Source organism: Virgibacillus sp. SK37 (genome assembly GCF_000725285.1).
Lineage (GTDB): Bacteria > Bacillota > Bacilli > Bacillales > Amphibacillaceae > Virgibacillus_Q.
This window is the reverse complement of the sequence record NZ_CP007161.1, coordinates 792,755-813,691: the sequence shown is the minus strand read 5'-3', so window position 1 is coordinate 813,691 and position 20,937 is coordinate 792,755. Positions and strand designations below refer to the sequence as shown.

The 20,937-nt window shown below is 38.3% G+C and carries 27 protein-coding genes; 6 read left to right on the top strand and 21 right to left on the bottom strand.

Going from position 1 to position 20,937, the window contains the following annotated elements; all coding sequences use genetic code 11:
* Window positions 1-68: 68 nt before the first annotated feature.
* The gene (locus tag X953_RS04140) at window positions 69-362 is read right to left on the bottom strand and encodes a WXG100 family type VII secretion target (protein WP_019377033.1); all 294 of its coding nucleotides are present in this window, start codon (window positions 360-362) and stop codon (window positions 69-71) included.
* Window positions 363-639: 277 nt separating this feature from the next.
* Here X953_RS04140 and X953_RS04135 point away from each other — a divergent pair, with 277 nt between their 5' ends.
* Window positions 640-1,971 (top strand): D-serine ammonia-lyase, encoded by a 1,332-nt coding sequence (locus X953_RS04135; protein ID WP_040954478.1) that lies wholly within the window; start codon window positions 640-642, stop codon window positions 1,969-1,971.
* 48 nt (window positions 1,972-2,019) lie between these two features.
* Here the strand turns inward: X953_RS04135 and X953_RS04130 are convergent, their stop codons facing one another.
* Window positions 2,020-2,496: a GNAT family N-acetyltransferase gene (locus X953_RS04130; protein ID WP_040954477.1), complete on the bottom strand. Its 477-nt coding sequence runs from the start codon at window positions 2,494-2,496 to the stop codon at window positions 2,020-2,022.
* A 127-nt stretch (window positions 2,497-2,623) separates the two neighbouring features.
* Between X953_RS04130 and X953_RS04125 the strand changes: the two genes are divergently transcribed.
* Window positions 2,624-3,859: an MFS transporter gene (locus X953_RS04125; protein WP_040954476.1), complete on the top strand. Its 1,236-nt coding sequence runs from the start codon at window positions 2,624-2,626 to the stop codon at window positions 3,857-3,859.
* Here X953_RS04125 and X953_RS19005 read toward each other — a convergent pair.
* The 11 genes from X953_RS19005 to X953_RS04070 form a co-directional block, all read right to left on the bottom strand.
* Window positions 3,794-4,606, bottom strand: coding sequence for an AraC family transcriptional regulator (locus tag X953_RS19005; protein WP_052350034.1), 813 nt, complete (start codon window positions 4,604-4,606; stop codon window positions 3,794-3,796). The genes X953_RS04125 and X953_RS19005 overlap by 66 nt on opposite strands.
* A 46-nt stretch (window positions 4,607-4,652) precedes the next feature.
* Window positions 4,653-5,153, bottom strand: a complete 501-nt coding sequence (locus tag X953_RS04115) for a GNAT family N-acetyltransferase (protein ID WP_040956943.1) — start codon at window positions 5,151-5,153, stop codon at window positions 4,653-4,655.
* 509 nt (window positions 5,154-5,662) lie between these two features.
* A complete protein-coding gene (locus X953_RS04110) occupies window positions 5,663-5,938 on the bottom strand; it encodes a hypothetical protein (RefSeq protein WP_369792723.1) in 276 nt (91 codons plus the stop codon).
* A gap of 39 nt (window positions 5,939-5,977) precedes the next feature.
* Entirely contained in the window at window positions 5,978-7,009 is a 1,032-nt protein-coding gene (locus tag X953_RS04105; RefSeq protein ID WP_040954474.1) for a TrkA family potassium uptake protein, read from the bottom strand.
* Between the two features lie 308 nt (window positions 7,010-7,317).
* Window positions 7,318-7,734, bottom strand: a complete 417-nt coding sequence (locus tag X953_RS04100) for a GNAT family N-acetyltransferase (RefSeq protein WP_040954473.1) — start codon at window positions 7,732-7,734, stop codon at window positions 7,318-7,320.
* A gap of 7 nt (window positions 7,735-7,741) precedes the next feature.
* Window positions 7,742-8,092 (bottom strand): ASCH domain-containing protein, encoded by a 351-nt coding sequence (locus X953_RS04095; protein WP_040954472.1) that lies wholly within the window; start codon window positions 8,090-8,092, stop codon window positions 7,742-7,744.
* 1 nt (window position 8,093) lies between these two features.
* Window positions 8,094-8,510 (bottom strand): VOC family protein, encoded by a 417-nt coding sequence (locus X953_RS04090; RefSeq protein ID WP_040954471.1) that lies wholly within the window; start codon window positions 8,508-8,510, stop codon window positions 8,094-8,096.
* Window positions 8,503-9,213: an aspartate/glutamate racemase family protein gene (locus X953_RS04085; RefSeq protein ID WP_040954470.1), complete on the bottom strand. Its 711-nt coding sequence runs from the start codon at window positions 9,211-9,213 to the stop codon at window positions 8,503-8,505. The genes X953_RS04090 and X953_RS04085 overlap by 8 nt, the downstream gene beginning before the upstream one ends.
* Before the next feature lie 3 nt (window positions 9,214-9,216).
* Window positions 9,217-9,681, bottom strand: a complete 465-nt coding sequence (locus X953_RS04080) for an N-acetyltransferase (protein WP_040954469.1) — start codon at window positions 9,679-9,681, stop codon at window positions 9,217-9,219.
* Window positions 9,671-10,096 (bottom strand): hypothetical protein, encoded by a 426-nt coding sequence (locus X953_RS04075; RefSeq protein WP_040954468.1) that lies wholly within the window; start codon window positions 10,094-10,096, stop codon window positions 9,671-9,673. The genes X953_RS04080 and X953_RS04075 overlap by 11 nt, the downstream gene beginning before the upstream one ends.
* 12 nt (window positions 10,097-10,108) lie before the next feature.
* Window positions 10,109-10,594 carry a GNAT family N-acetyltransferase gene (locus tag X953_RS04070; protein ID WP_040956942.1) on the bottom strand — a complete coding sequence of 162 codons (486 nt, stop codon included), beginning with the start codon at window positions 10,592-10,594 and terminating at the stop codon, window positions 10,109-10,111.
* A 166-nt stretch (window positions 10,595-10,760) separates the two neighbouring features.
* On the opposite strand from X953_RS04070, the gene X953_RS04065 reads away from it, so the two are divergent.
* Both X953_RS04065 and X953_RS04060 read left to right on the top strand, forming a co-directional pair.
* Entirely contained in the window at window positions 10,761-11,030 is a 270-nt protein-coding gene (locus X953_RS04065) for a hypothetical protein (RefSeq protein ID WP_040954467.1), read from the top strand.
* A gap of 96 nt (window positions 11,031-11,126) precedes the next feature.
* Window positions 11,127-11,900 carry a glycoside hydrolase domain-containing protein gene (locus X953_RS04060; protein ID WP_040954466.1) on the top strand — a complete coding sequence of 258 codons (774 nt, stop codon included), beginning with the start codon at window positions 11,127-11,129 and terminating at the stop codon, window positions 11,898-11,900.
* Window positions 11,901-12,386: 486 nt separating this feature from the next.
* Here X953_RS04060 and X953_RS04055 read toward each other — a convergent pair whose 3' ends face one another.
* The 7 genes from X953_RS04055 to X953_RS04025 all read right to left on the bottom strand — a co-directional run bounded on the left by X953_RS04055 (window position 12,387) and on the right by X953_RS04025 (window position 18,369).
* Window positions 12,387-13,040 carry an SIMPL domain-containing protein gene (locus tag X953_RS04055; protein WP_052350033.1) on the bottom strand — a complete coding sequence of 218 codons (654 nt, stop codon included), beginning with the start codon at window positions 13,038-13,040 and terminating at the stop codon, window positions 12,387-12,389.
* Between the two features lie 78 nt (window positions 13,041-13,118).
* Window positions 13,119-13,676: an SLOG family protein gene (locus X953_RS04050; RefSeq protein WP_040954465.1), complete on the bottom strand. Its 558-nt coding sequence runs from the start codon at window positions 13,674-13,676 to the stop codon at window positions 13,119-13,121.
* A 325-nt stretch (window positions 13,677-14,001) separates the two neighbouring features.
* Window positions 14,002-14,448 carry a spore coat protein gene (locus X953_RS04045; RefSeq protein WP_040954464.1) on the bottom strand — a complete coding sequence of 149 codons (447 nt, stop codon included), beginning with the start codon at window positions 14,446-14,448 and terminating at the stop codon, window positions 14,002-14,004.
* Between the two features lie 196 nt (window positions 14,449-14,644).
* On the bottom strand, window positions 14,645-14,797 hold the full coding sequence (locus X953_RS04040; protein WP_040954463.1) for a small acid-soluble spore protein P: 153 nt from the start codon (window positions 14,795-14,797) through the stop codon (window positions 14,645-14,647).
* Window positions 14,798-14,925: 128 nt separating this feature from the next.
* Window positions 14,926-16,272: an NAD(P)/FAD-dependent oxidoreductase gene (locus X953_RS04035; protein WP_040954462.1), complete on the bottom strand. Its 1,347-nt coding sequence runs from the start codon at window positions 16,270-16,272 to the stop codon at window positions 14,926-14,928.
* Window positions 16,273-16,807: 535 nt separating this feature from the next.
* Window positions 16,808-17,740 carry a manganese-dependent inorganic pyrophosphatase gene (locus tag X953_RS04030; RefSeq protein WP_040954461.1) on the bottom strand — a complete coding sequence of 311 codons (933 nt, stop codon included), beginning with the start codon at window positions 17,738-17,740 and terminating at the stop codon, window positions 16,808-16,810.
* Between the two features lie 68 nt (window positions 17,741-17,808).
* Complete coding sequence (locus tag X953_RS04025) at window positions 17,809-18,369, bottom strand: hypothetical protein (RefSeq protein ID WP_040954460.1); 561 nt, start codon at window positions 18,367-18,369, stop codon at window positions 17,809-17,811.
* A gap of 145 nt (window positions 18,370-18,514) precedes the next feature.
* Between X953_RS04025 and X953_RS04020 the strand changes: the two genes are divergently transcribed.
* The gene (locus tag X953_RS04020; protein ID WP_040954459.1) at window positions 18,515-19,633 is read left to right on the top strand and encodes an FAD-binding oxidoreductase; all 1,119 of its coding nucleotides are present in this window, start codon (window positions 18,515-18,517) and stop codon (window positions 19,631-19,633) included.
* Window positions 19,634-19,734: 101 nt separating this feature from the next.
* Entirely contained in the window at window positions 19,735-19,896 is a 162-nt protein-coding gene (locus X953_RS19720) for a hypothetical protein (protein WP_156958441.1), read from the top strand.
* 52 nt (window positions 19,897-19,948) lie between these two features.
* On the opposite strand, the gene X953_RS04015 is transcribed toward X953_RS19720, so the two are convergent.
* The gene (locus X953_RS04015; RefSeq protein WP_040954458.1) at window positions 19,949-20,902 is read right to left on the bottom strand and encodes a cation diffusion facilitator family transporter; all 954 of its coding nucleotides are present in this window, start codon (window positions 20,900-20,902) and stop codon (window positions 19,949-19,951) included.
* Window positions 20,903-20,937 lie beyond the last annotated feature (35 nt).

Below are 20,937 nucleotides of genomic sequence, written 5' to 3'. Positions count from 1 at the left end.
ATTTTATACAAAAAATAGTGCCGACACGTTATAACTGCGGCACTATCTCCTCTTCTATTTCTACTGTATTATCCGCGAATTTGACCTGCAATATTAGCGTCTGTCTGTCTAAGTGTATCAGCACTAGAAGCTAATTGACGTTGGATGTCCTCTAAAAGAGTAACCATGTTAACAAAAGAAGGTCGTAGTTCTACATATTGGTCTTGGAAAGCTTGTGAAGCTCCACCCTCCCACGCATCTCCTAACTGGGCAATGAGATCATCCAATGTTTTAAGAATGGCATTTACATTCCCACTTTCAATACCATACCTTCTCGCAAAATCTTCTAATTCTTCAGGGTTTAAACGAATCATACCAGACATTTAAACAACCTCCATTTATTTTATTGTTCTTCCTACATGACATTATAAAAGAAAATATTGGCAATAACTACAGTTTATACAGAATGTTTTATAAAATAAGTCCTTATCCCTATGATTTCGACGTTTAAAAAACGTATGTAGGAAATAAGTTTGATTAATATCATTACCACTTATTACCCATATTGGATAAAAGTTAAACAAGTAGCTTATAATATTTGTTTCCTTAAGTAAATACTGAGAAAATAGAAAAATATAAATGAATTATTTTAAGGAGGGATTGTTTATTTTTACAGATAGTGAATTAAAAGCGTGGGAATCGAAGTATCCTTTAATAACAAATTTAAGAAAATTAGAGCCTGTGTTTTGGCAAAATTCTCACCTGGCATCTGCTTCTAATTTTAATACATTACCTTTAACGATTCAGGACATGAAAGAAGCCGAAGAAAGATGGCATAGATTTGCTCCTTTTTTGGCTGAAGTTTTTCCGCAAACCGAAAAGAGTAACGGAATTATTGAATCTCCTATACGGAACATTGCTGGCATGAGAGATCAGCTTGTTAATTACTATAATAGAAATTTAACTGGAGAACTCTTTTTAAAATGCGATAATGAATTACCAATAGCTGGTTCCGTAAAAGCAAGAGGGGGAATTTACGAAGTATTGCATCATGCAGAAGCACTTGCTATTGATGCAGGCTTAATCTCAAAAGAAGATAACTACAAGCTTTTTGCCACCAACGAATTCAAGGATTTTTTCAAAGATTATTCCATTGGCGTTGGGTCTACTGGGAATCTTGGATTAAGTATTGGTATTATGAGTGCAGCATTAGGCTTTCAGGTTTCTGTTTATATGTCCGCAGATGCCAAACAATGGAAAAAGGATTTATTGAGAGAAAAAGGAGCTAAGGTAGTTGAATTTAGTGGCGACTTTAGTGAGGCGATTGAAGAAGGACGTAAAACAACAATAGAGGATCCAAATGGCTATTTTGTTGATGATGAGGACTCCAAGCATTTATTCCTTGGTTACAGTACTGCCGCATTTCGACTAAAACACCAATTGGAGGAACAAGGAATTAAGGTGGATAAAGAGCATCCTTTATTTGTCTATATACCATGTGGCGTTGGTGGCTCACCGGGTGGTATTACATTTGGTCTTAAGCAACTGTTTGGAGACCATGTTCATTGTTTCTTTGTTGAGCCTACACATTCACCGGCTGTGTTAATTGGATTATTAACTGGAGAGATGGACCGTGTTAGTGTTCAGGATTTCGGCCTTGATAACAAAACGGCTGCGGACGGCTTAGCTGTAGGACGTCCATCCCAGTTTGCCACTGCTATTAGCGATCAGTTAGTAAGCGGCATGTATACCATGGAGGATGATGATTTATATCGATTACTTGCTATGCTTCAGGATACAGAAAATATCCAAGTTGAGCCATCAGCAACAGCTGGGCTTCTTGGTCCCCAAGCCGTCTTACAAAGTGACTATGTTAAACAACTGGAAATAAATCCGGATAATATTAATCATATCGCCTGGGCAACCGGAGGAGACCTTGTGCCTCAGAAAGATAGAGAAGTATTTTATAAGACGGGAAAAGATCTCATGTAGAAGAATGTAGCGGTTAGAGTGCCGCTACATTTTTTAAAAAGAGAAAGCTTATCCTTTATTTCTTGTCATCGTAATAAAAGTTGCCCGCTCTGTATTAAATTCGTTTTCTTGTTTAAATCCAAACTTTTTATATAAATGGATGGCACGTTTATTGAAAGTAGCGACTGTTAGACGTTGCGGCAGATCGGGTGAATTCTGCCCAATTGTTTTAAATATATAGTCACAAAATGAATAACCTTTTCCTTGACCAGTTAAAACTGGATTCATACCGAACCCAATATCGAGTTTTTCTTCCTTGTAAGCTTCTACCCTATTCCCCGCTGGCACTTGTGCAGCAGTTCCAGTACAGTAAAAACCGATCAGTCTCTCCCTCTCATCTACAATTGTAAAATAATTCCCGTTTATAAATTCATGTAAAGCCTCTTCCGTTAGTTCATTATTATAAAAATCATATGGTTTATCATATTTCCAGTTTAGTATGGACATGGCAATCTCTACATCCATAGGGACTGTTTTTAGCTTCATATAATGTCCCCCCTTCTCATAATTGATCGAATGAAGTAATTCTATCAAAAAATTGCTGGAGTTCAGTGCAAGATTCAGAAAGAAAAGGTAGCCCCTCCTTCGTAAAATAGATGGGAGGTGAAAAACAATGTATCTATCTACATTAACTAACAAAAATATTAGAAATTATCTGCTCGGAGGTGGTGTTTCTCGTTTAGGTGATGTACTTTCTGGCATGGCTTTTCTCTTTCTTGCTTATGATCTTACTGATTCAACTATATATACAACTATAATGGCAATTGCAGAAACAATACCATACTTGTTATTTGGATTGATTGGTGGTGTTATTGCAGATTGGATTCCTCGCAAAAAACTATTAATTTTATTAGATAGTCTACGTATTCCTATTATTTTATCGGTCTTTCTTTTCCATCAGACTGGTTTACTAAGCTTTAGCTATTTACTTATTGTAAGCTTTGTCATTCAAACAATAGGGTGTTTTTTCAACCCTGCACACCGGGCCATTTTACCAATGATTACACAAGCTGAGCAACGCGCCTCTGCAAACAGTCTATATGATACGGTTAGTCGTGGCGTCACAATCTTAAGTCCCGTCTTATCTGTTTGGCTTCTAACTTATGGAACGGTTTATTTTTTTATCGTTGATGCATTATCCTATGGTATTAGTATTATATGTCTCAGAAAGATCCATTTTACGGAAGAAAAAAACCTGGCTACAAAGACAGTTCGAACAGCAGTTCTTTCTATCGTTGAGTTTTTTTCGTGGGTAAGAAAACATTCAAAGGTAAAATATTTATTTACTGTAACATTTCTAGTTGTGTTTTTTAACACCTGGGTATGGCAAGTTGGGTTGTTGCTTGCTCTAACTGAACTAACCTCACACAGTAAAGAACTATATAGCATCCTTCAAGGGGTTTTCGGAGCTATTGTTGTCATTACTAATCTAATTATCCCTTACTTCATTCGGGAGATGACCCTAAAAACATATCTTATAGGAGCATTTTTATGGGGTTTGGGGATAACCTATTACGGATTCATGTATAGTCTGACACACTTTTTTATTGGTGTAGCCTTAGTAGGAATTGGCCTGCCATTGTCCAGCTTAGCGAGAGTTTATATGCTCCAAACTCTTGTGCCTGAGAACATGCATGGTCGTGCCTTTAGTTCCAATGCATTTCTTCTTTATACGGCAAATACTGTTTCTCTTTTGCTTTTTGGACTGCTTGTTATAGTTACTCCTATTCAATGGTTAATGCTTGGTAGTGGCCTAATGATCATCATAATAAGTTTAGCCGCGTTAACTATTTCTTCGGTAAAGCAGTCGAAATTCCGATGGAGTTCTCCCATAGATTTTTATAAATAGCGTGTTATAGGATGAAACGTTTTTAAAACCAACATCCAGGGCAATTGATAAAATACTTCTATTCGTCTTAGTTAAAAAATGCTGGCTTTTTAGTAAACGGAATAATTGCAACCAAGAGTACGCAGATAATCCCGTTTCCCTTTTAAATGCATGAGAGAACGGAAATTTATTCATGCCAGCCATCGTTGCCATATCATCCAACGACCAATCCTGCTGGTAAGATTGCTTTAACGCATCAAGCACTCTATTTATATTCGGCGAATATAAGCTATGTGGCAATTCCTCAAGCTGGGACCCTGGAGCGTATTGAAGCATCAGTGTTGTCAACTGAATAAGGCTTGACTCAATAAATAATTTCTGCATTCCAGTTGTCATATTTTCATTCATGGTAAGAAAGTTTTTCGTGAAAGATACCCATTGTAATAGCAGGGGATTTTTAAAAGCAGTAGAGGCAAATTCAATATCTGTTCCTGGAACACCTAGTTGCCCAGCTATTTCATTTAGTAAATTCGGTTCAATTTCAACGAGAAATTTTTCTTTTGTTACCTGAATCTGTTTGTGCTCAAATTTCGGATTAAATATAAAAAACTGGTCTTCCTCTATTTGAATGTCAGAACGAGACGTTTGATAGAGGCTTTTTCCATAAGGAGTAAATATTAACTTATAGCATGAATCATATCTCCAATCACGTTCACCTAATCGGTCGGTACGATATAATAAAAGCCCTTTTTTATCCTGCAAAATCATTTAAAAAACTCCTAATCTTAGTCAATCAGCTAAAATACAAAACTTACTAGATGAACAATACCATATATTCTTCATCATAGTACACATCTTCCAACTTAAGTGCCTTGGTCTCTGTTCCAAAAGAACGAAAACCCATATTTTGATAAAGGCGACTTGCCCTCGTATTTGTTTTTACTACACTAAGGATAATTTGTTCAATTTCTCTTAATGCTTGTGCCTTTTCTATTGCCTCTTGCAGAAGGGCTCTTCCTATACCCTTGCCGCGTTCTTCCGTGGAGACATACATTGCAAACAGATTTGCTTTGTGCTTTATTTTCTCTCTTGTTTCAATTAATAAAGTTACCATTCCAATGAGACTTCCATTCTCAAACGCTCCAAATGTGTAATTCTCTTCCTTTTCCAGATTGGCAGCAACGCCTTGCAATGGGTTTTCTCGCTGAACTGCCTCTTCATAACTAGTTAAGAATGCTTCTGGATGTCTCTTCAAAGCTTCCAATCTTAAATTCCAATAGCTTGCTGCATCTGCAGGCTTCAATCGTTTAATCAGCATCGTCAAATCCTCCTATTTTCTAATCTATTATATTCGCTATTTACCAAGCATTTTCCTTTAGTAGTTTGGAGAATAGACAAAAAAGTTTCATAATAAAGGTATTTTTTTATGTACATTTGGTGTATTTCTGCAAAATAACTGTTGGGAAAAATACACTTTAGCTATAAATCCCCCTTTTCAGTGCCTTGGTGATCATAGACCATCGACCAATATAAAAAGGCAAAATGAAACAGCCTAATGCCGATTTCATTTTGCCTATTATTAGGTCCGATTATAATTTTTACTATTTTTTCGTTTGTTAAGAAACTTTCTAACGATCGGATAGATGACTGGCCCGTATCTAATTAGTCTTTTGATTAAGCGTCCCATTCATTGTTCCTCCAATTCATTCTTGAGTTATTTATATATTCCCTTTAACTAGACAACATTAAACAATCTACTTGAGAAAAGCGCAACTGTCCGTACAAGCTAGACATTACTTCCGTTAATAAATCTTTAAGGGCTTATTATGAAAATAAAAAAGGGGCTCCTATACACAGTACCGCAATAATTATTAAATACCATGTACTTGCTTTAGACAACTTATTGCTTCTTTTACCTTTATACCAACCAGTGAATTGCAGTCTATTTCGATAGTAAACAAATAACAAAATATAAATACCAACGATCCCATACCATTGATCCTTTTGTTCAATACCATTATTTGTATATACTTGCCCTAATATGTACCAGGCGATTCCTCCACCAAGCGTAAAAATAACAATAATTCGTATTAAGTCCAAGACCACCCTCATCAGCTCACACCTTTTCCTTCATGGTTATTAGCTTGATTTCTTTATTTGTTCATAGATCTCACTCTTACAAACAATTAACAGTTTTGCTTGCCGTGGAAGCTTTTCAGAAGATTTAGCAGCGATATCTAAGTTATTATCTACAGACAATAACGTTGCTCCCATTTTATGCAAAGAATGACACGCATCGCCAAATGTCTCCCATGAAGGCTGAGGAGTAATCGTAAAAATATCTTCCCCATAATTAGAAGAGGTCAACTGTCTGAAAACCTCGCTTATTCCTTTATATGTTCCACTTTTGGCTATCAATCTGGCACTTGTTTGGTTAGGTGTAATAAATTCATCCACCCCGCCGTGAACAAAACTTGCAATATGCTTTTCGCTAGTCACCTCTACAATCGTGTAAATGGATTTGTTTATTTTCCGAGAATAGTCTTCAACGGAAGTAGCGACGAGCAAAGTTTGGCCATCTGCAAAAGAAGCATTTGGAACACCATCTGAAGAAAAAATCATAACAGAAGTGGAATGAGCTATATTTGCTTTTTCAAGTGTATGTATATCTGCAGGCTCCCCATGAACAAAATGTACATGCTCGTGGACAAAGGGAACTTTTTCTATATCTTCATCTATAAGAACGATTTGTTTATCTTCATGCATATTTAGTAATTCTTGTATGGTTTCCTTGGAACGTCTTGTGTAATTAATAATGACAAAATGATCTTTTCCTTTAAAAGCCAATTTCCCACTCTCCTTCTTATTTTTAAATTCTACATACACATCCACGACATAACCTACAGCTACCCCCATTATGCCTATACCGACAATGTATACAATTACCATAGCAAACAGTTGCCCACCTGCTGTCACAGGAGAAATATCCCCATATCCTACCGTGGTTACACTCGTCATAACCCACCACAGGGCAGAGAAATAGCTGGTAAATGTTTGTGGTTCTATTACCTGAATTGCTTTGGCGGAAAGTAGAACAAAGATGAGTAAACCTATAAATATCGTTGCTTTCACATTCATCTTCATCGCTTTCTGCAAAATACGAAATATCATAAATGACCTCCTGATTTGTTAGTAGTTCATTGAAAAGGGACAGGTTGCATTATACGTGTCTCGGACAGGCATGCGGCTGTCTCGGATTGGCGCGATGTTGTCTCGAATGAGCTTGCTGTTGTCTCGGATGGGCGGGCTGCTGTCTCGGGTGCGCACGCTGTTGTCTCGGATGGGCGCCCTGTTGTCTCGGATGGGCGCCCTGCTGTCTCGAATGAGCTTGCTGTTGTCTCGGATGGGCGGGCTGCTGTCTCGGGTGCGCACGCTGTTGTCTCGGTATTTTGTCTCAACCAGAGGGATGTTACCCTTCCCTATTCCGAAATTGTTTTTCTATAACCATAAAAAGGGCGAAATTGTTTTTGTTCATAGAACGTGCGGGAAGTGCTGCTTGCCAACAATTCCATTCTTGTTTTCGGATATAATTGGTGGACATAATTTAATAATTCCTTACCCATCCCTTTTCCCCTGTGTTCCTTTTTTATTAATAGTTCACAAATAAAAAGAGTTATATATTCATCTGTCAACCCGCGTACATAGCCAACTATTTCACCATCCAGTTCAGCAATATAAGTCACATTTGAATGAGACCAGGCTTTTTCTAATTCATCCGAATTTGCTACAAGATTGCCCCACTCTTCTAACTTGTTGAGTTGATTAATAGAATCAAAGTCCTTTGGCTCATAAGGACGAATAGAGATCTTCGATTTACGACTAGAACTCCTCTCCATACGAAATTCACCTTTCTTTTATTAATTTCACCCCGATTGCAAGTGTTCCCCATTTCTCTTCCTGACTCAGGGAATAGATTTCATAAGTAGCTTCCACCATTTCACTTAAAGAACCACCTTCATCCCCAAAGTGTTGAGTTGGTATCGCTAAATACATCGCTTCGAACGTAGCAAAAGTCTCCAGACTAATCACTTGAACTACTATCTTTTCTTTCAACTCAGGCAGTTTCCTAAACTCAATCCTATCCCCTATAGATAATTCCTGTCTTTTAGGATCATTTAAGCGAACTTCAATTGTCTTTTTGCCTGATTTCATATCAGTAAAAGGGCGTTCATTTAATTTCATTTTATGCAACATATTATTGCTCCTTCATCCTTTGTTTGAAGGTAGGACTTAACTCACTCCAAACATCAAACTTATTACCATCCAGATCGGTAAATACAAAGTTCCTTCCTGCATGCCCTCTGTCTTCTATATCTCCAACCTGTACAGCTTTTTGTTTTAAATCTTTATGTAGGATTTTTAATTCTTCTAAACCATCTACCTCGAAGGTAAGAGAAAAACATTCTTTTCCATTAGCTGCATTAAAATTGGCTGTTTCTCCTTCCTTTGCTTTTACGAGAAAAAAACTTTGATCAGCAAGCTCTAGAATAGCCTTTTCTTTATCCTGATAATTTATTTTAGCCCCTAACTTTTCGACATACCACGGCGCTGCCTCTTCAAGGTGACGCACAGGTAAGTAGATTGTTCCCACTCTTAACAGCTTTTCATTCAATCTTCGTCGCCTCTTCCCCTAATGAAATTTTCACAGCTTCCATGGCATGAATGTTTGTCGTATCAAATAAAGGCAGAGCAACATCTTCTTGTTTCACCAAAAGCCTAATTTCTGTACAACCTAATATAATACCTTCTGCACCTTGCTCTATTAACTTTTTAATTACCTCATGAAAAAAAGCACGTGACTCTGGGAGCAGTCGGCCGAGACAGAGCTGTTCAAATATAATTTGATTTATTTTTTTACGTTCTGTTTGACCTGGTATCATTACATTCATACCGTGTGATCGTAATGTGCCCTTATAAAAGTCCTGCTCCATTGTATATGCAGTTCCTAATAAGCCTATATTTTTTATCTCCTGCTGTTTTATTCGGGTAACAGTTGCTTCGGCAATATGTAAAATAGGAATACTGATAAATTTTTCTATATCTTGAGCGATCTTATGCATGGTGTTTGAGCAAATGACAATAAAGGCAGCACCAGCCATTTCTAATCTGGCTGCAGCATCACCCAAAACCTCCGCTGCTTTCTCCCATTCATTTAACGATTGATATCTCTCTATCTCAGCGAAGTTAACACTATTCAAAATGCATTCAGCTGAGTGCAACCCACCAAGCTGTCGCTGTATTCCTTGGTTAATTAACCGATAATATTCAGAAGTCGATTCCCAACTCATACCTCCAAGAAGTCCAATTCGTTTCATTCATTAGCCTTCTTTCTCCAAGTTTTTTTCTAGACGAAGCATATCTCTACACCTGATACCATTTTCAATAATTTCTTCATCATAATGATCAGTAAAATAATCCTTTCTAACACCGATAATGCGAAAACCACATTTCTGATACAATGCAAGTTGTCCAATGCTGGAATTCCCAGTACCAATTTGGATCACGTCATAACCTTTTTCTTTTGAATTTTCAATGGCATGTAAAATCATTTTTCTACCGATGCCTTTTCCTTGCATATTTTCCTTAACAGCAATGTTAACCAGTTCAATAAAACGAAGTCCTCTTGGAAGAAGAACATATACACCTACTATAGATTCACCTTCAAATGCAACGTAACATTCCCCTCTAGCAAGATAATCCTCTACCAGTTTTAAGGAAGGATCTGCAAGAAGCAACAAATTCATTGGGGCATCTTCCAGATCTTTTATTCTTTTAATTTCCATTGCTTGCTTTCCTTTCTATTAAATGATCGTATTCTTTTGTACTGGTTACAGGGATAGAATATCTACCAGCATAATTATGTAAATCATCAAATACTTTCTGCGAGTTATAGTTATTAATATGGATAGGAAACCCCTTTTCTCGTAATATTGCAGCCCCTCTCTTCTTCCAACCAACACGCTTAAATTGTATCTCCTTCATTTCTTTTGGAGAAATCGTTACTTCTCTAATAAGAAAATTAAATAGTGTTAATCTATAAAAGATTTCTGTGTCCAATATTAACTGCATGCGACATAAACTAGCAGCAAATAGAAGCACCGTACCAATAAGAAAATATGAACTTATATCAATTAGAATCAAAGTGACTAGTATTAAAATGAGTAGAAACCCAGTTTTCGGCCTGCCATAATACGTCATTACCCTGCTCCTTTAAACTGTTAATTCCATGCGAATAGTTTTCAAAATATGGCCATCAAAATTCTCATCGAAGGTAGAGATCATTTCAAACCCTTTTGCTTTGTAAAATTTCTTACCTATTTCATTATCTTTTTCTACATTAATAAAGATCTTTTTCACCTCAGGTAAATAGGTTATTCCCTTTTTAAGAAGGGCTGTGCCAATGGAATCACCTTGATATTCAGGGAGTAAATAAATTGCACCCAGCTCTGCTACTCCTTCGTTAGAAACAGAAGAGAAATTAGCAAAGCCAACTACTTTCCCGCCTACTTCAGCAACAATAATTGTTGATATTTCGATTCGTTGTTGGAGCATTTCTTCACTGTATGCATGTTTTAAAAAGTTATCTTGAATGTTCCTCGGTATAATTCCATCATATGTTGCATGCCAGCTTGTTTCAGCAACATGTTGTACTTCTAAAATATCATCCTGCTTCATTTTTCTAATTAGAAATTTCATTTCGTCTCCCCCATTTACAACTATAATATCAGAATTTTCCTTTATAGCGGGAGTATTATGTAAAACTTTATTTCCCTTATTTGTAAAAGGTTTTTCATATGTTATCTTACGAACTTGGCTTATAATGTAGTTATAATCCGTAATCATTATTAAAGGAGCTCAAAAAATGACAGTATTTTTTATAATTGCGCCACTAACCTTTATCCTTCTTACTAGTTTAAATTGGTTTTTTGGTCGGTCAAAATCACCACTGGCATATCTCATTCCTATTTCAGTTATTTTCATTAGTATGATATTGATAATAATCGCATTTATTATCGATGATCTTGAGGGAATCGGCATCATTGGCTTTGCATTGTTTATCGGGGCGGCGATCGCATTATTGATTACTGCCATTATTTCAAGTAGTAAAGAACTGAAAAAACACCTCTTCTAGTCTGTCCGTTCTCTAGGTCAGACTTTTTCCATCTGCTTATCGTCCAAACAAGTAATTCCATTCTCCCATATACTGCAATAATGGGAGGTGGAGAAGTTGAAGAAGTTTGACTTGCTCGTATTTTTGGGCTCGCTGACTGTGCTAGCCGTATCAGCACTTTTCATTTTGAATGCAGGTAAGCAGAATGATGATACTGCTAATGATGATGAACAGACATCAGGCAATGAAGGTAATGAAATTTTTTGGGGAGTAGATTCAGCCAGTAAGGTAGACGAAAATATGTATCAATGTGTAGCAGAAAATTTTGGAGAACCAAGTGTATGGGGAAGGTACCTTGGAGATATCGAGGGTGTTTCCGTTGGTATTGATAAAGCTGAGGCAGAATTATTACATCAAAAAGATGTAGACATTCTTGCAATTTATAATGCTGTAACAGATGCTACCGGACAGGAAGCAGGAATAGATCATGCCAATAGAGCAATTGAAATAGCAAAAAACTTAGAGATACCCGATGATGTTGTCCTTATTGTAGATATTGAGCCGAGTTTTCCAGTGGATACCGCTTTTCTTGAGGGCTGGTACGACACGATAACTAATTCTCCCTATTCCCCCGGGGTGTATGGCGTATTTGATGAAGAAAGTGATCTTCTGACAGCATATAAAGCTACAGAGAAAAAAGTACAAGAAAATATGATTGTGTGGACCGCTTTTCCTCAAGTGGGAATAACCACAAAAGAAAACGCTCCTGAATATAATCCCCAAGGTCCTGAAAATAGCATGCTTTACGGATGGCAATACGGAATTGAAGCGGATGCCTGTGCAATTGATACAAACTTATTTAAAGAAGAAATCTTTGATTATCTATGGTAAATATAAGAAAACTCAAGCGTTCTGTTTAACGATGGATGATCGGGTTTTGGTGAGATTACTCCTTACTAAAAGAAGTGACCATTGAGTGAATGGGGGAAGTTAACTGAATCTATGTAGTTAACTTCCTTTTTTGAAGATTTGTATGAATTTAAACTAATTCATACAAAATCAAGAGGAGAAGATCTGGGAACACTTTAAGACTTGCAGTAAATTTAGTCTCTGTTGAGATAGTGATTGTCGAGGGTACTTCGTTGCTGTCTCGGAGAATAGGATTGGTGTCTCGGGTGCGGTCGCTGCTGTCGCGGGTGGAGGGCTAGTGTCTCGGGTGCAGCCGCTGCTGTCGCGGATAGAAGGCTCGGTGTCTCGGGTGCAGCCGTTGCTGTCTCGACTAAAAGCCTATATGCCTCCGGTTATGGATTTATGCGGCTATGGGCTGTTATCATTGGTTCGACATCAACTTGGTTTGCTCAAACATATATTAATTCATTAATAGTGAAAGGTGGCTTCCAGAGCTGCCTGAATAACAATCTGCCCTGGCTCTATTGGTGTTTGAACCTGACTGACCGCCATAGTTTTATATAGAACTGGTCCTTCATTTCTCCATTCCTTTATTTTTACAGGTATAGGTGAAATGTTAGTATTCATTGTCCTAGCCAATACGCCAGCTTTAGCTACTGCATCTTCTAGGGCGATACTTAATGCCTGCTTCTCAAACTTCTCGGAGTCTTCCACTTGAAACTGAACGTTGCTGACACGGTTCACACCATTCTGAACAGCTAAGTCAATTAAATAGCCGGTTTGTTCAAGTTGCTTATTTTTTACACTAATTGTATTAATTACTTCATAGCCTCTAAAGATTTGCTTACCTTCTACATAATCATACCTTGGCTCAACAGTGTACGATATGGTTTGAATTTGCTCGTTTGGAATACCTGCCTCGACTAAGGCTTGAATAACTTTTGACATTATTTCTGAATTTTTTTGTTGTGCTTGGCTTAGTGATTCACTCTCTGTTATTACCGATAGCTGAAACACAGCCATGTTCGGCTCAACAACTACTTCCCCATTTCCCGTTACTACTATCGATCGATTCATACTCTCGCCATTTTGTCTGCCCGGCCATATATACGTAGGATACAAAGCTATCCCTCCTTACTCCATCGTTCTTTATCATTCTATGCAAGGAGTGAGGATAGTGTAATCTATAGGCTTGTCCGATTATCCAGACCAATAATCTGGATTTTGCATACGAAGTTCCTCTACAACATCATCCAAATCAGCAGGAGTTATCACATAGATCGGATAATCCTTCTTCACTTCTTTAGCTGCCTGATGGAAAAATCGATTACTCCCTGGAAATTCATCATCCATTAGTAAAAGGCAGCCATCACTCTTATCAGCAAGCCACATATTCTTTGCTTTAAATTGAAAAGCGCCCTTATAATCCCCTTGGTAGATTGGTTTATAAAAGTCGGCAACCAACGTAAGTTCCTGATACTTTTCCTGTAAATGCTCTGGCCAACGATTTTCTTGATTTTCGAATGGCGGGAATATCCCTAAATTAATATTATATCTTTCTTTCAGATCCATAACTACTTCAGCTGCCCATAATTCCACCCCCATCTGTCCTGAAATGATTACCCATTCCAATCCCTCTTCTATAAAGCCAATTAACCGTTTTTCAATTGCTGCTTTAATAAACTCAATTCGTTGATCATTTTCCTTAAATATGCTTAATTCCATCGGCTTATAGCCAGTCACAGTTATTATTTTCATTTAATATTCTCCTTCTATCGCCATAACGTGCGGAACAAAAGCGTAAGAGCCTTGTTTACACCTGATAAGTTCAAGCTAGAAATTGTAATGACGAAGCAACTAATTTCAATTATCTCTTGAAGTATTCTTTGAAATTGCTTTATGTAGCTTTGCGGCGAACGCAGTGCAGAAGCATACCTCTTAGATCCATGTAGAGTTATTACGTAAGACTTTGAGGGGTAGCGTTAAAGCTGTTCCCAGCTAATCCAGCAGGCTTCAAATTTAAAATTTATATGGTTCCAAGCAATAAAAAAACAGGCCGGCATATGCCAGCCTATGATCTACATTAACACCATTTATTCGGTTTCTTCCAATGATGTGACCCATGCATACCTTGATGACCATGCGCATAACCTGGCCCCATACCTGGAGACATTGCTCCTGCTACTTGGCCTGGTGCTGCTCCCGGCCCCATACCTGGGGACATTGTTCCCGCTACTTGGCCTGGTGCTGCACCTGGTCCCATACCTGGGGACATTGCTCCCGCTACTTGACCTGGAGCCGGTACATTAAAGGAACCTCCATACACATCCACACTATTTGACGTATTTTGTACAGAAGTGGAATGTGGGTAAATGTGTTTATTTTTAACCGTATGATGATTCATGATTGTCGTATGTGAAGGATAGATGTGATCAACTTCACTTTCTGAATAGTTGTTTACACAATTATGCTTGGTCGGATATACTACTTGTTTTGGGCAACCGCAATGCGGTCTTTTATGATGTCTCATTTTAAATCCCCTTTCCTCTAATAGGTTCACTAATAACCTATGGCAAATGGCTATGACTTGTATAAGACACGTACCTATATTTAGGGAATTTAATCATATTTATCTTGTATTTAATTACATATTGTAGTGAAAAGTATGTTAAGCAAAGAAAAAACTGCCCCAATAGCTTTTACTATTTGGGAACAGCTTTTTTTGTTTACATATCATGACCTGGATTATGTTTTTGCCTCGTATGATTTGACTGTTTTACCTTCTTTGATCCACTTAAAGGCTCTCCATATGGTTGCTGGGGGCTTTGTGGTAATTTTGGTCGTTCTTGCTGCTTTGGTCCTTTAGGTTTTCCACCCATCGTACCTGCCTCCTTTCTCATCTTCCTTAGGATTCGAGGATTATTCCTTTTTTATTCACTGTACACTTTTTATATGGTACATGCAGGATAGAAAAGTAAAGGCACTTGCGCATACTAATTTAAAGGACTTATAGCATCGCTGGAATGTCTGATACTGCAGTTGGGAAAACTAGAGTTAGCTTTTTGACATCTTCTGTACGAAGCTTCAACTGGATAGCCATTGCGAAAAAGTTAATTAACTCATCTGCCTTACTGCTTATCATATGAGCTCCCAGCAATTGACCGGTTTTTTTATCTGTAATAATTTTTACAGCTGCTCTTGCTTCATTTTTATGTGCATAGGTAAACCAGTCTTTCATATCTGTAAATTTGGATTCAATATTATAATCCATCTTCTTTGCTTCTTCCTCTGTAATACCTGCTTTCGCTACCTTTGGCATGGTAAAGACTACGGAAGGAACCCCGGTATAGTCCACTTCACTTTGGTTTCCATGAACAATATTTTCAATCACCGCTTTTGCCTCTATACCTGCAACTGGAGTCAAGGGAGCCCCTTCTGTATCAGCAGCATCCCCTGCAGCATATATGTGTGAATTAGTTGTGCTTTGTAAATATTTATTCACGGTAATACCGCCTTTGCCATATTCCACGTTTCCATGTTCAAGCTTCAGATCATCCAATTCAGGTATACGTCCACCTCCATGCACAACCATATCTCCTGTCATTATTTCTTCCTTGCCATTCATTTTAGTGACAACCTGGTATTGGTCCCCCTCTTGTTTAATTTCTTTTACTTCGGTATTCAAATGTATAGAGACACCTGCTTCCTCCATTGCTTCTACTAATTGTTGCACCATATCCTGGTCAAATTGCTTTAGTGGGTGTTCTCCACGTTGAAGAATATGCACATCACTACCCGCTTTTGCAGCCACATGGGCTAACTCAAAAGAAATATACCCACCGCCTATAAAAAGTATGCGTGGAGGTAAGTTGCCCAACTCTAAAAATTCATCACTTGTTGTAAGGAGCTCCTCCCCTTCTATTGGTAATGGCATAGGTTTCGCACCTGTAGCAACTACGATATTTTTACCAAACAATGTTTCTTTTCCAATTTTTATTTCTTGGTCGTTTACAAATGTTGCTACTCCATGAAATGTCTCCACACCTGCGTCTTGCATGTCAGACTCCTGTTTTTCAGGGACAGGTTCAGTAAATGAACGCTTAAATTGCATGAGATCCTTCCAGTCGATATTACTTGTTCGTTCTATACCTTTTCCTTGTAGCTGTTCGGATTGTTGGACAATTTCTGCTGCATCAGTCAATACTTTCTTTGGTATACATCCTCTCAATGGGCATGTACCACCATAACCTCGAGAATCAACAGCCGCTACTTCTAAGCCCTGTTTACTGCATCCTGCTGCTATTCTTGAGCCGCTCGGTCCTGTACCAATTACTATCACATCAAACTTTCTCATTACACCACGACACCTTTCCGTCTTTTCAATCTAGTATAAATTTCCCCTTTCCTCATGAGTTTGAAACTTTCGGTTTAGTAGCTCATTCGATTTTAATTACGGTAATGAGATATATTGGGGGAATCCATAAGTTAGCAAAATAGATAAAGTCCGAAGTAACTTGGTTAGGATATGAAAATTAATCTTCTTTGAAAATTTACTAAAATAATGAATCTGGTTAGACCACCGCTTCGGAAAACACTGCGCTTTTCGGGGGCGGCTGAAGCCATGCCGGGCGGCAAAGAAGACACTGCGAGATAACGAGCAGATGTCGCACTTGTACCCGGAGGTGTGAAAGCGTCCGCATGCAACGGAAATCAATGCGGCACTTCTTCTCAAATATTTCACTGATCTTTTCATCAACAAAGATACTACGTATTTTACTCCTACTATGTAAGTACAACATAATATTTGACTAGAACCCAATTGCTAGTCCAATACACAAAAAAAGCAACCTCATTCTAAAATGAGATCGCTCCAGCCATAATGATATATTTTATTTTGTAAATGCTTCTGTTAATGCAGTTACAATTTGTTTTTTACGAGATACTACTCCTTTAAGTAAAGCACGATTATTAGCGTTGAGCTCCACTCCAAATGCAGATTCTACTTTCGCCTTTCCTTCTCCATGTGCAAGTACTTCAGAGTCATTATTAAGAATATCTGTAACAACAAACAAGAATAAATCCAGATCTTTATCTTTTATAATCTGAGCAATTTCTGTATCAATGTCATCCTGGAAGGCATAGATTTTACTAGTATCCACTGCGTTCACTTGAGCAATTTCCACTTTGGCATCCCCCATGGAGAACTCTTTTGCATCCATGGTTAATAATTCTGTAACTGTCTTATCACTCAAGTCAGCACCAGCCTGAAGCATTTCCAAGCCATAGGTCTCCAGATTAACACCAGCAATTTCTGCAAGCTCATACGCTGCATCCACATCTTCTTTTGTGCACGTTGGTGATTTTAATAATAAAGAATCGGAAATAATAGCAGATAACAATAAGCCGGCAATTTCCTTGGATACAGGAACTCCATTTTCTTTATACATTTTATTTAAAATGGTTGCCGTACATCCAACTGGTTCTGCACGAAAATACAAAGGTTCCTTTGTCTCAAAGTTAGAGATACGATGGTGATCAATTACCTCAGCAATACGAACATCCTTAATGTTGGCAACCGTTTGCTGGAATTCATTATGGTCCACCAAAATTACTTCTTTAAATTGCTCATCTACTTTTTCGATTAGCTGTGGTGCTTCCATAGCGAAATAGTCTAATGCGAACTGGGTTTCCTTACTCACAACACCAAGTCGTGCTGCTTCCGCATCCACATTTAATTTATTTTTTAAGTCAGCATAAGCAATTGCAGAGCAAATAGAGTCTGTGTCTGGGTTTTTATGTCCAAAAATCAATGTCTTTTCCATGATCATTCTCCTTCTGTGTTTCATTCTATCATACAGATTACCATATTATATTCGCTGAAGAATAGCAGTTAGTTTTGAGCCTCTAATGTCTTTGTCACATTCCAAATTTTATCATAACCATTATAGCTATTCAATGCAATATCAAGGTCATGAAAATGACGGTGCAGCTGTCGCACATCCTTGGTTTCCTGTTGATCTATGACAGACTTGGCAAGCTTTTTTATATCTTTTAAATCGGCCATCAGTGTTTTATTCTTCACAGAATCTGACTGTTGCTCAATAAACTTGATAACCTCTTCCGCTTTACTCATTTGTTTATCCCAATCTAAGTTACTAATTCCGCCATATCCCGTTGTATTATTGTAAAACGTATGGGTCTCTGAGATATATTGCCCAATATCTTTATGTTCCTTGCCTACTGTGTTTTGTATTTCTTCAATTTCCTGAACCTTTTCCTCAGTTAATTCCTTTTTACTTTGCGATTTCCCGTCACTTTCCCCTCCTAATACCGACTGGAAATTGAGATCAAATAATTGAAAGAAAAATATAAATGCGCCAATTATGATAACTACGATCGTACTTATAACGGTCCAACCGAACCGCCCTATTTTCTTCTTCCTTTTACTCATGATAAAAACTCCTTTATATAATCCCTACCCTATTTACTTCTCGGCCATTAGTAATATTCCTCTAATTACTTTGCAATTCTTTACAATTCCTCCCTTTATTTTTATGATAAATAAGAAAATAACTATACATTGGAGACGGGTATACATGCATGGGAAATATATTATTATAGGTGGAGGAATAGCTGGAGCCTCTACCGCCTACTACTTAGCGAAAGCGGGAAATCCGGTAACAATTATTGATCGAAAGGACGAAGGGCAGGCAACGGATGCCGCAGCAGGAATTATTTGTCCATGGTTATCACAACGCCGGAATAAGGCATGGTATCACCTGGCCAAAAACGGTGCTAGAATTTACCCTGAATTAATAAAGGATTTAGCGCAAGATGGCGAGCAAGACACAGGTTACACACAAGTTGGGGCAATTAGCCTGCATACAGATGAGAAAAAGTTAATTGCAATGAAAGAACGGGGGCTAAAACGACGTGAGGACGCGCCTGAGATTGGAGAAATAAACTTACTAACCCCTGACCAAACACGTGCCTTATTCCCACTATTAGGAGAAGAGTTTGGTTCTGTTCACGTTAGTGGCGCTGCGCGGGTAGACGGTAGAAAACTTCGAGATTCCTTGCTTCGAGGCTCACAAAAACATGGTGCAACATGTATCATGGGAGATGCTTCCTTGAATTGTGAAAATAAAAAAGTAATAGGAGTAACTGTTAACGGAGAGGACTTGTCTGCAGAAACAGTAATTGCAGCAAACGGGGCATGGATGAGCAAGTTAATAGCCCCTCTCGGTGTGACCTTTAATGTTAAACCACAGCGTGCTCAAATAATGCATTTAAAAGTGGAACAGGAAAACACTGGGAATTGGCCTGTAGTCATGCCACCCACCAACCAATATATGCTTGCATTTGAAGATCAGCGCATTGTTGTTGGTGCAACACACGAAGATGATACTGGCTTTGATTATCAAGTAACGGCAGGTGGCTTACATGAAATACTGACAAAAGCAATCGATATTGCACCAGCACTGCATAACGCAGCCGTTATAGAAACAAGAGTTGGCTTTCGTCCCGTTGCTCCTGGGTTTCTTCCCATCCTAGGTCCTTTACCAGGATATGAAGGAATCTTGCTGACAAATGGATGTGGAGCATCTGGCTTAACTATGGGCCCTTATATTGGCTCACAGCTGGCCAAACTTGCGCAAAACGAAGAGTTGGATATTGACCTTGCCAACTATGATGTTGGAGGGGCAATAGGTTAGCTCATCCTCTTGTTACAGATATTGAAACAAATTAGGAACCTTATTTACACAGTGAGAAGGCTTTGGTAATCTTAGTGTAGGAAACGTAAGGAGGCAATTGTATGAAAGGCAAATTCGTCGTCTTTATACTTATTATAGCTACTTTAGCAATGCTAGTGCTAGCATGGTTTATGTTACAGGATGTTATTGTCGATTATGATTTGGATAGTGCAATACCAGCTGTTGCATATCTTGAACCAATATGGATACTTCCACCATTATAACTCGCTGTACGTGCTTAAATAGACAGGGTAAAAGCCCTGTCTATTTATGATATTATTTTTCAGTCCAACTTCTCTTATCATCATCTTCAATAATCCCCAGTACTACATCGGCTACCTCCGGCTGCCGTAATAGCGTATCTGTTAGCTTAAACTTAATATCATCCGCATCTGCCAGACTGAGTCCTTTCTTCAGCTCGACAGTACCCTCAACGTGATATAATCTTCCTTCCTGCACAATCCTTATTTTATTTATATCCACAACAGCTTTATCTTCTAATAAAATTCCAGTAATCTTTCGTTCCACTTCTGCGGGAGCCGCCACTCCGATCAGGCCCACCATATTGTCATAACCAACTCGGAATGCAACAAACAGCATTAAAAATCCGATTAGAATGGAGATTAGCCCATCTGCTGCCAATATACCAAAGAATTGAGCCAAAATAATGCCCAGCATGGCCAAAGCAGCTCCGGAGGTTGCCACTAAGTCTTCATAAAACACCAGCCGGGTAGCAGGAGACGCCTTTTTTACATTTTTAAATGCCGTGGTAAACAGTCCGCTTGTATCGTCAGCACTGGATTCTGACTTAATTTCTTTCATGGCCTTTATTAAAATGAATCCATCTACCAACAAGGAAGCAAACAAAACACCAAAATTAAGTAATAAACCAGTGGACTCTTCTGGCTCTCTAAACAAATGCCATCCCTTCAAAATGGTTTCATACGCCATTACCGTAACCACAATTACTGCCACCATACAAAAAATATTAATAACCCGCCCAAACCCAGTGGGAAATCGTTTGGATGCAGGTAGTTCTGCTACTACACTTCCGAAATAAACAAACCCTTGATTGATCGCATCCGCTAAAGAATGCATGGAGGAAGCAAATACAGAACCATTCCCGGTAAATGCTGCAGCTACTCCTTTAATCGCAGCCAAAAAAGCATTGCCTATTGCAGCAAAGCCTGAAGATGTATTCCCTTGCTTCAACCTCTTCCATAAACCCATTTGTCAAACCTCCCATCATCTTAGCTATACCCCTA

What these genes read in the sequence shown, in the direction of transcription:
- X953_RS19005 (WP_052350034.1), bottom strand. Translation starts at nt 4,606, where the DNA reads ATGATTTTGCAGGATAAAAAAGGGCTTTTATTATATCGTACCGACCGA.
- X953_RS04100 (WP_040954473.1), bottom strand. Translation starts at nt 7,734, where the DNA reads ATGGAGAGGAGTTCTAGTCGTAAATCGAAGATCTCTATTCGTCCTTAT.
- X953_RS04030 (WP_040954461.1), bottom strand. Translation starts at nt 17,740, where the DNA reads ATGGAAAAGACATTGATTTTTGGACATAAAAACCCAGACACAGACTCT.
- X953_RS04105 (WP_040954474.1), bottom strand. Translation starts at nt 7,009, where the DNA reads ATGATATTTCGTATTTTGCAGAAAGCGATGAAGATGAATGTGAAAGCA.
- X953_RS04040 (WP_040954463.1), bottom strand. Translation starts at nt 14,797, where the DNA reads ATGGGTGGAAAACCTAAAGGACCAAAGCAGCAAGAACGACCAAAATTA.
- X953_RS04065 (WP_040954467.1), top strand. Translation starts at nt 10,761, where the DNA reads ATGACAGTATTTTTTATAATTGCGCCACTAACCTTTATCCTTCTTACT.
- X953_RS04085 (WP_040954470.1), bottom strand. Translation starts at nt 9,213, where the DNA reads ATGAAACGAATTGGACTTCTTGGAGGTATGAGTTGGGAATCGACTTCT.
- X953_RS04020 (WP_040954459.1), top strand. Translation starts at nt 18,515, where the DNA reads ATGCATGGGAAATATATTATTATAGGTGGAGGAATAGCTGGAGCCTCT.
- X953_RS04050 (WP_040954465.1), bottom strand. Translation starts at nt 13,676, where the DNA reads ATGAAAATAATAACTGTGACTGGCTATAAGCCGATGGAATTAAGCATA.
- X953_RS04045 (WP_040954464.1), bottom strand. Translation starts at nt 14,448, where the DNA reads ATGAGACATCATAAAAGACCGCATTGCGGTTGCCCAAAACAAGTAGTA.
- X953_RS04025 (WP_040954460.1), bottom strand. Translation starts at nt 18,369, where the DNA reads ATGAGTAAAAGGAAGAAGAAAATAGGGCGGTTCGGTTGGACCGTTATA.
- X953_RS04075 (WP_040954468.1), bottom strand. Translation starts at nt 10,096, where the DNA reads ATGACGTATTATGGCAGGCCGAAAACTGGGTTTCTACTCATTTTAATA.
- X953_RS04125 (WP_040954476.1), top strand. Translation starts at nt 2,624, where the DNA reads ATGTATCTATCTACATTAACTAACAAAAATATTAGAAATTATCTGCTC.
- X953_RS04130 (WP_040954477.1), bottom strand. Translation starts at nt 2,496, where the DNA reads ATGAAGCTAAAAACAGTCCCTATGGATGTAGAGATTGCCATGTCCATA.
- X953_RS04080 (WP_040954469.1), bottom strand. Translation starts at nt 9,681, where the DNA reads ATGGAAATTAAAAGAATAAAAGATCTGGAAGATGCCCCAATGAATTTG.
- X953_RS04070 (WP_040956942.1), bottom strand. Translation starts at nt 10,594, where the DNA reads ATGAAATTTCTAATTAGAAAAATGAAGCAGGATGATATTTTAGAAGTA.
- X953_RS19720 (WP_156958441.1), top strand. Translation starts at nt 19,735, where the DNA reads ATGAAAGGCAAATTCGTCGTCTTTATACTTATTATAGCTACTTTAGCA.
- X953_RS04015 (WP_040954458.1), bottom strand. Translation starts at nt 20,902, where the DNA reads ATGGGTTTATGGAAGAGGTTGAAGCAAGGGAATACATCTTCAGGCTTT.
- X953_RS04035 (WP_040954462.1), bottom strand. Translation starts at nt 16,272, where the DNA reads ATGAGAAAGTTTGATGTGATAGTAATTGGTACAGGACCGAGCGGCTCA.
- X953_RS04140 (WP_019377033.1), bottom strand. Translation starts at nt 362, where the DNA reads ATGTCTGGTATGATTCGTTTAAACCCTGAAGAATTAGAAGATTTTGCG.
- X953_RS04095 (WP_040954472.1), bottom strand. Translation starts at nt 8,092, where the DNA reads ATGTTGCATAAAATGAAATTAAATGAACGCCCTTTTACTGATATGAAA.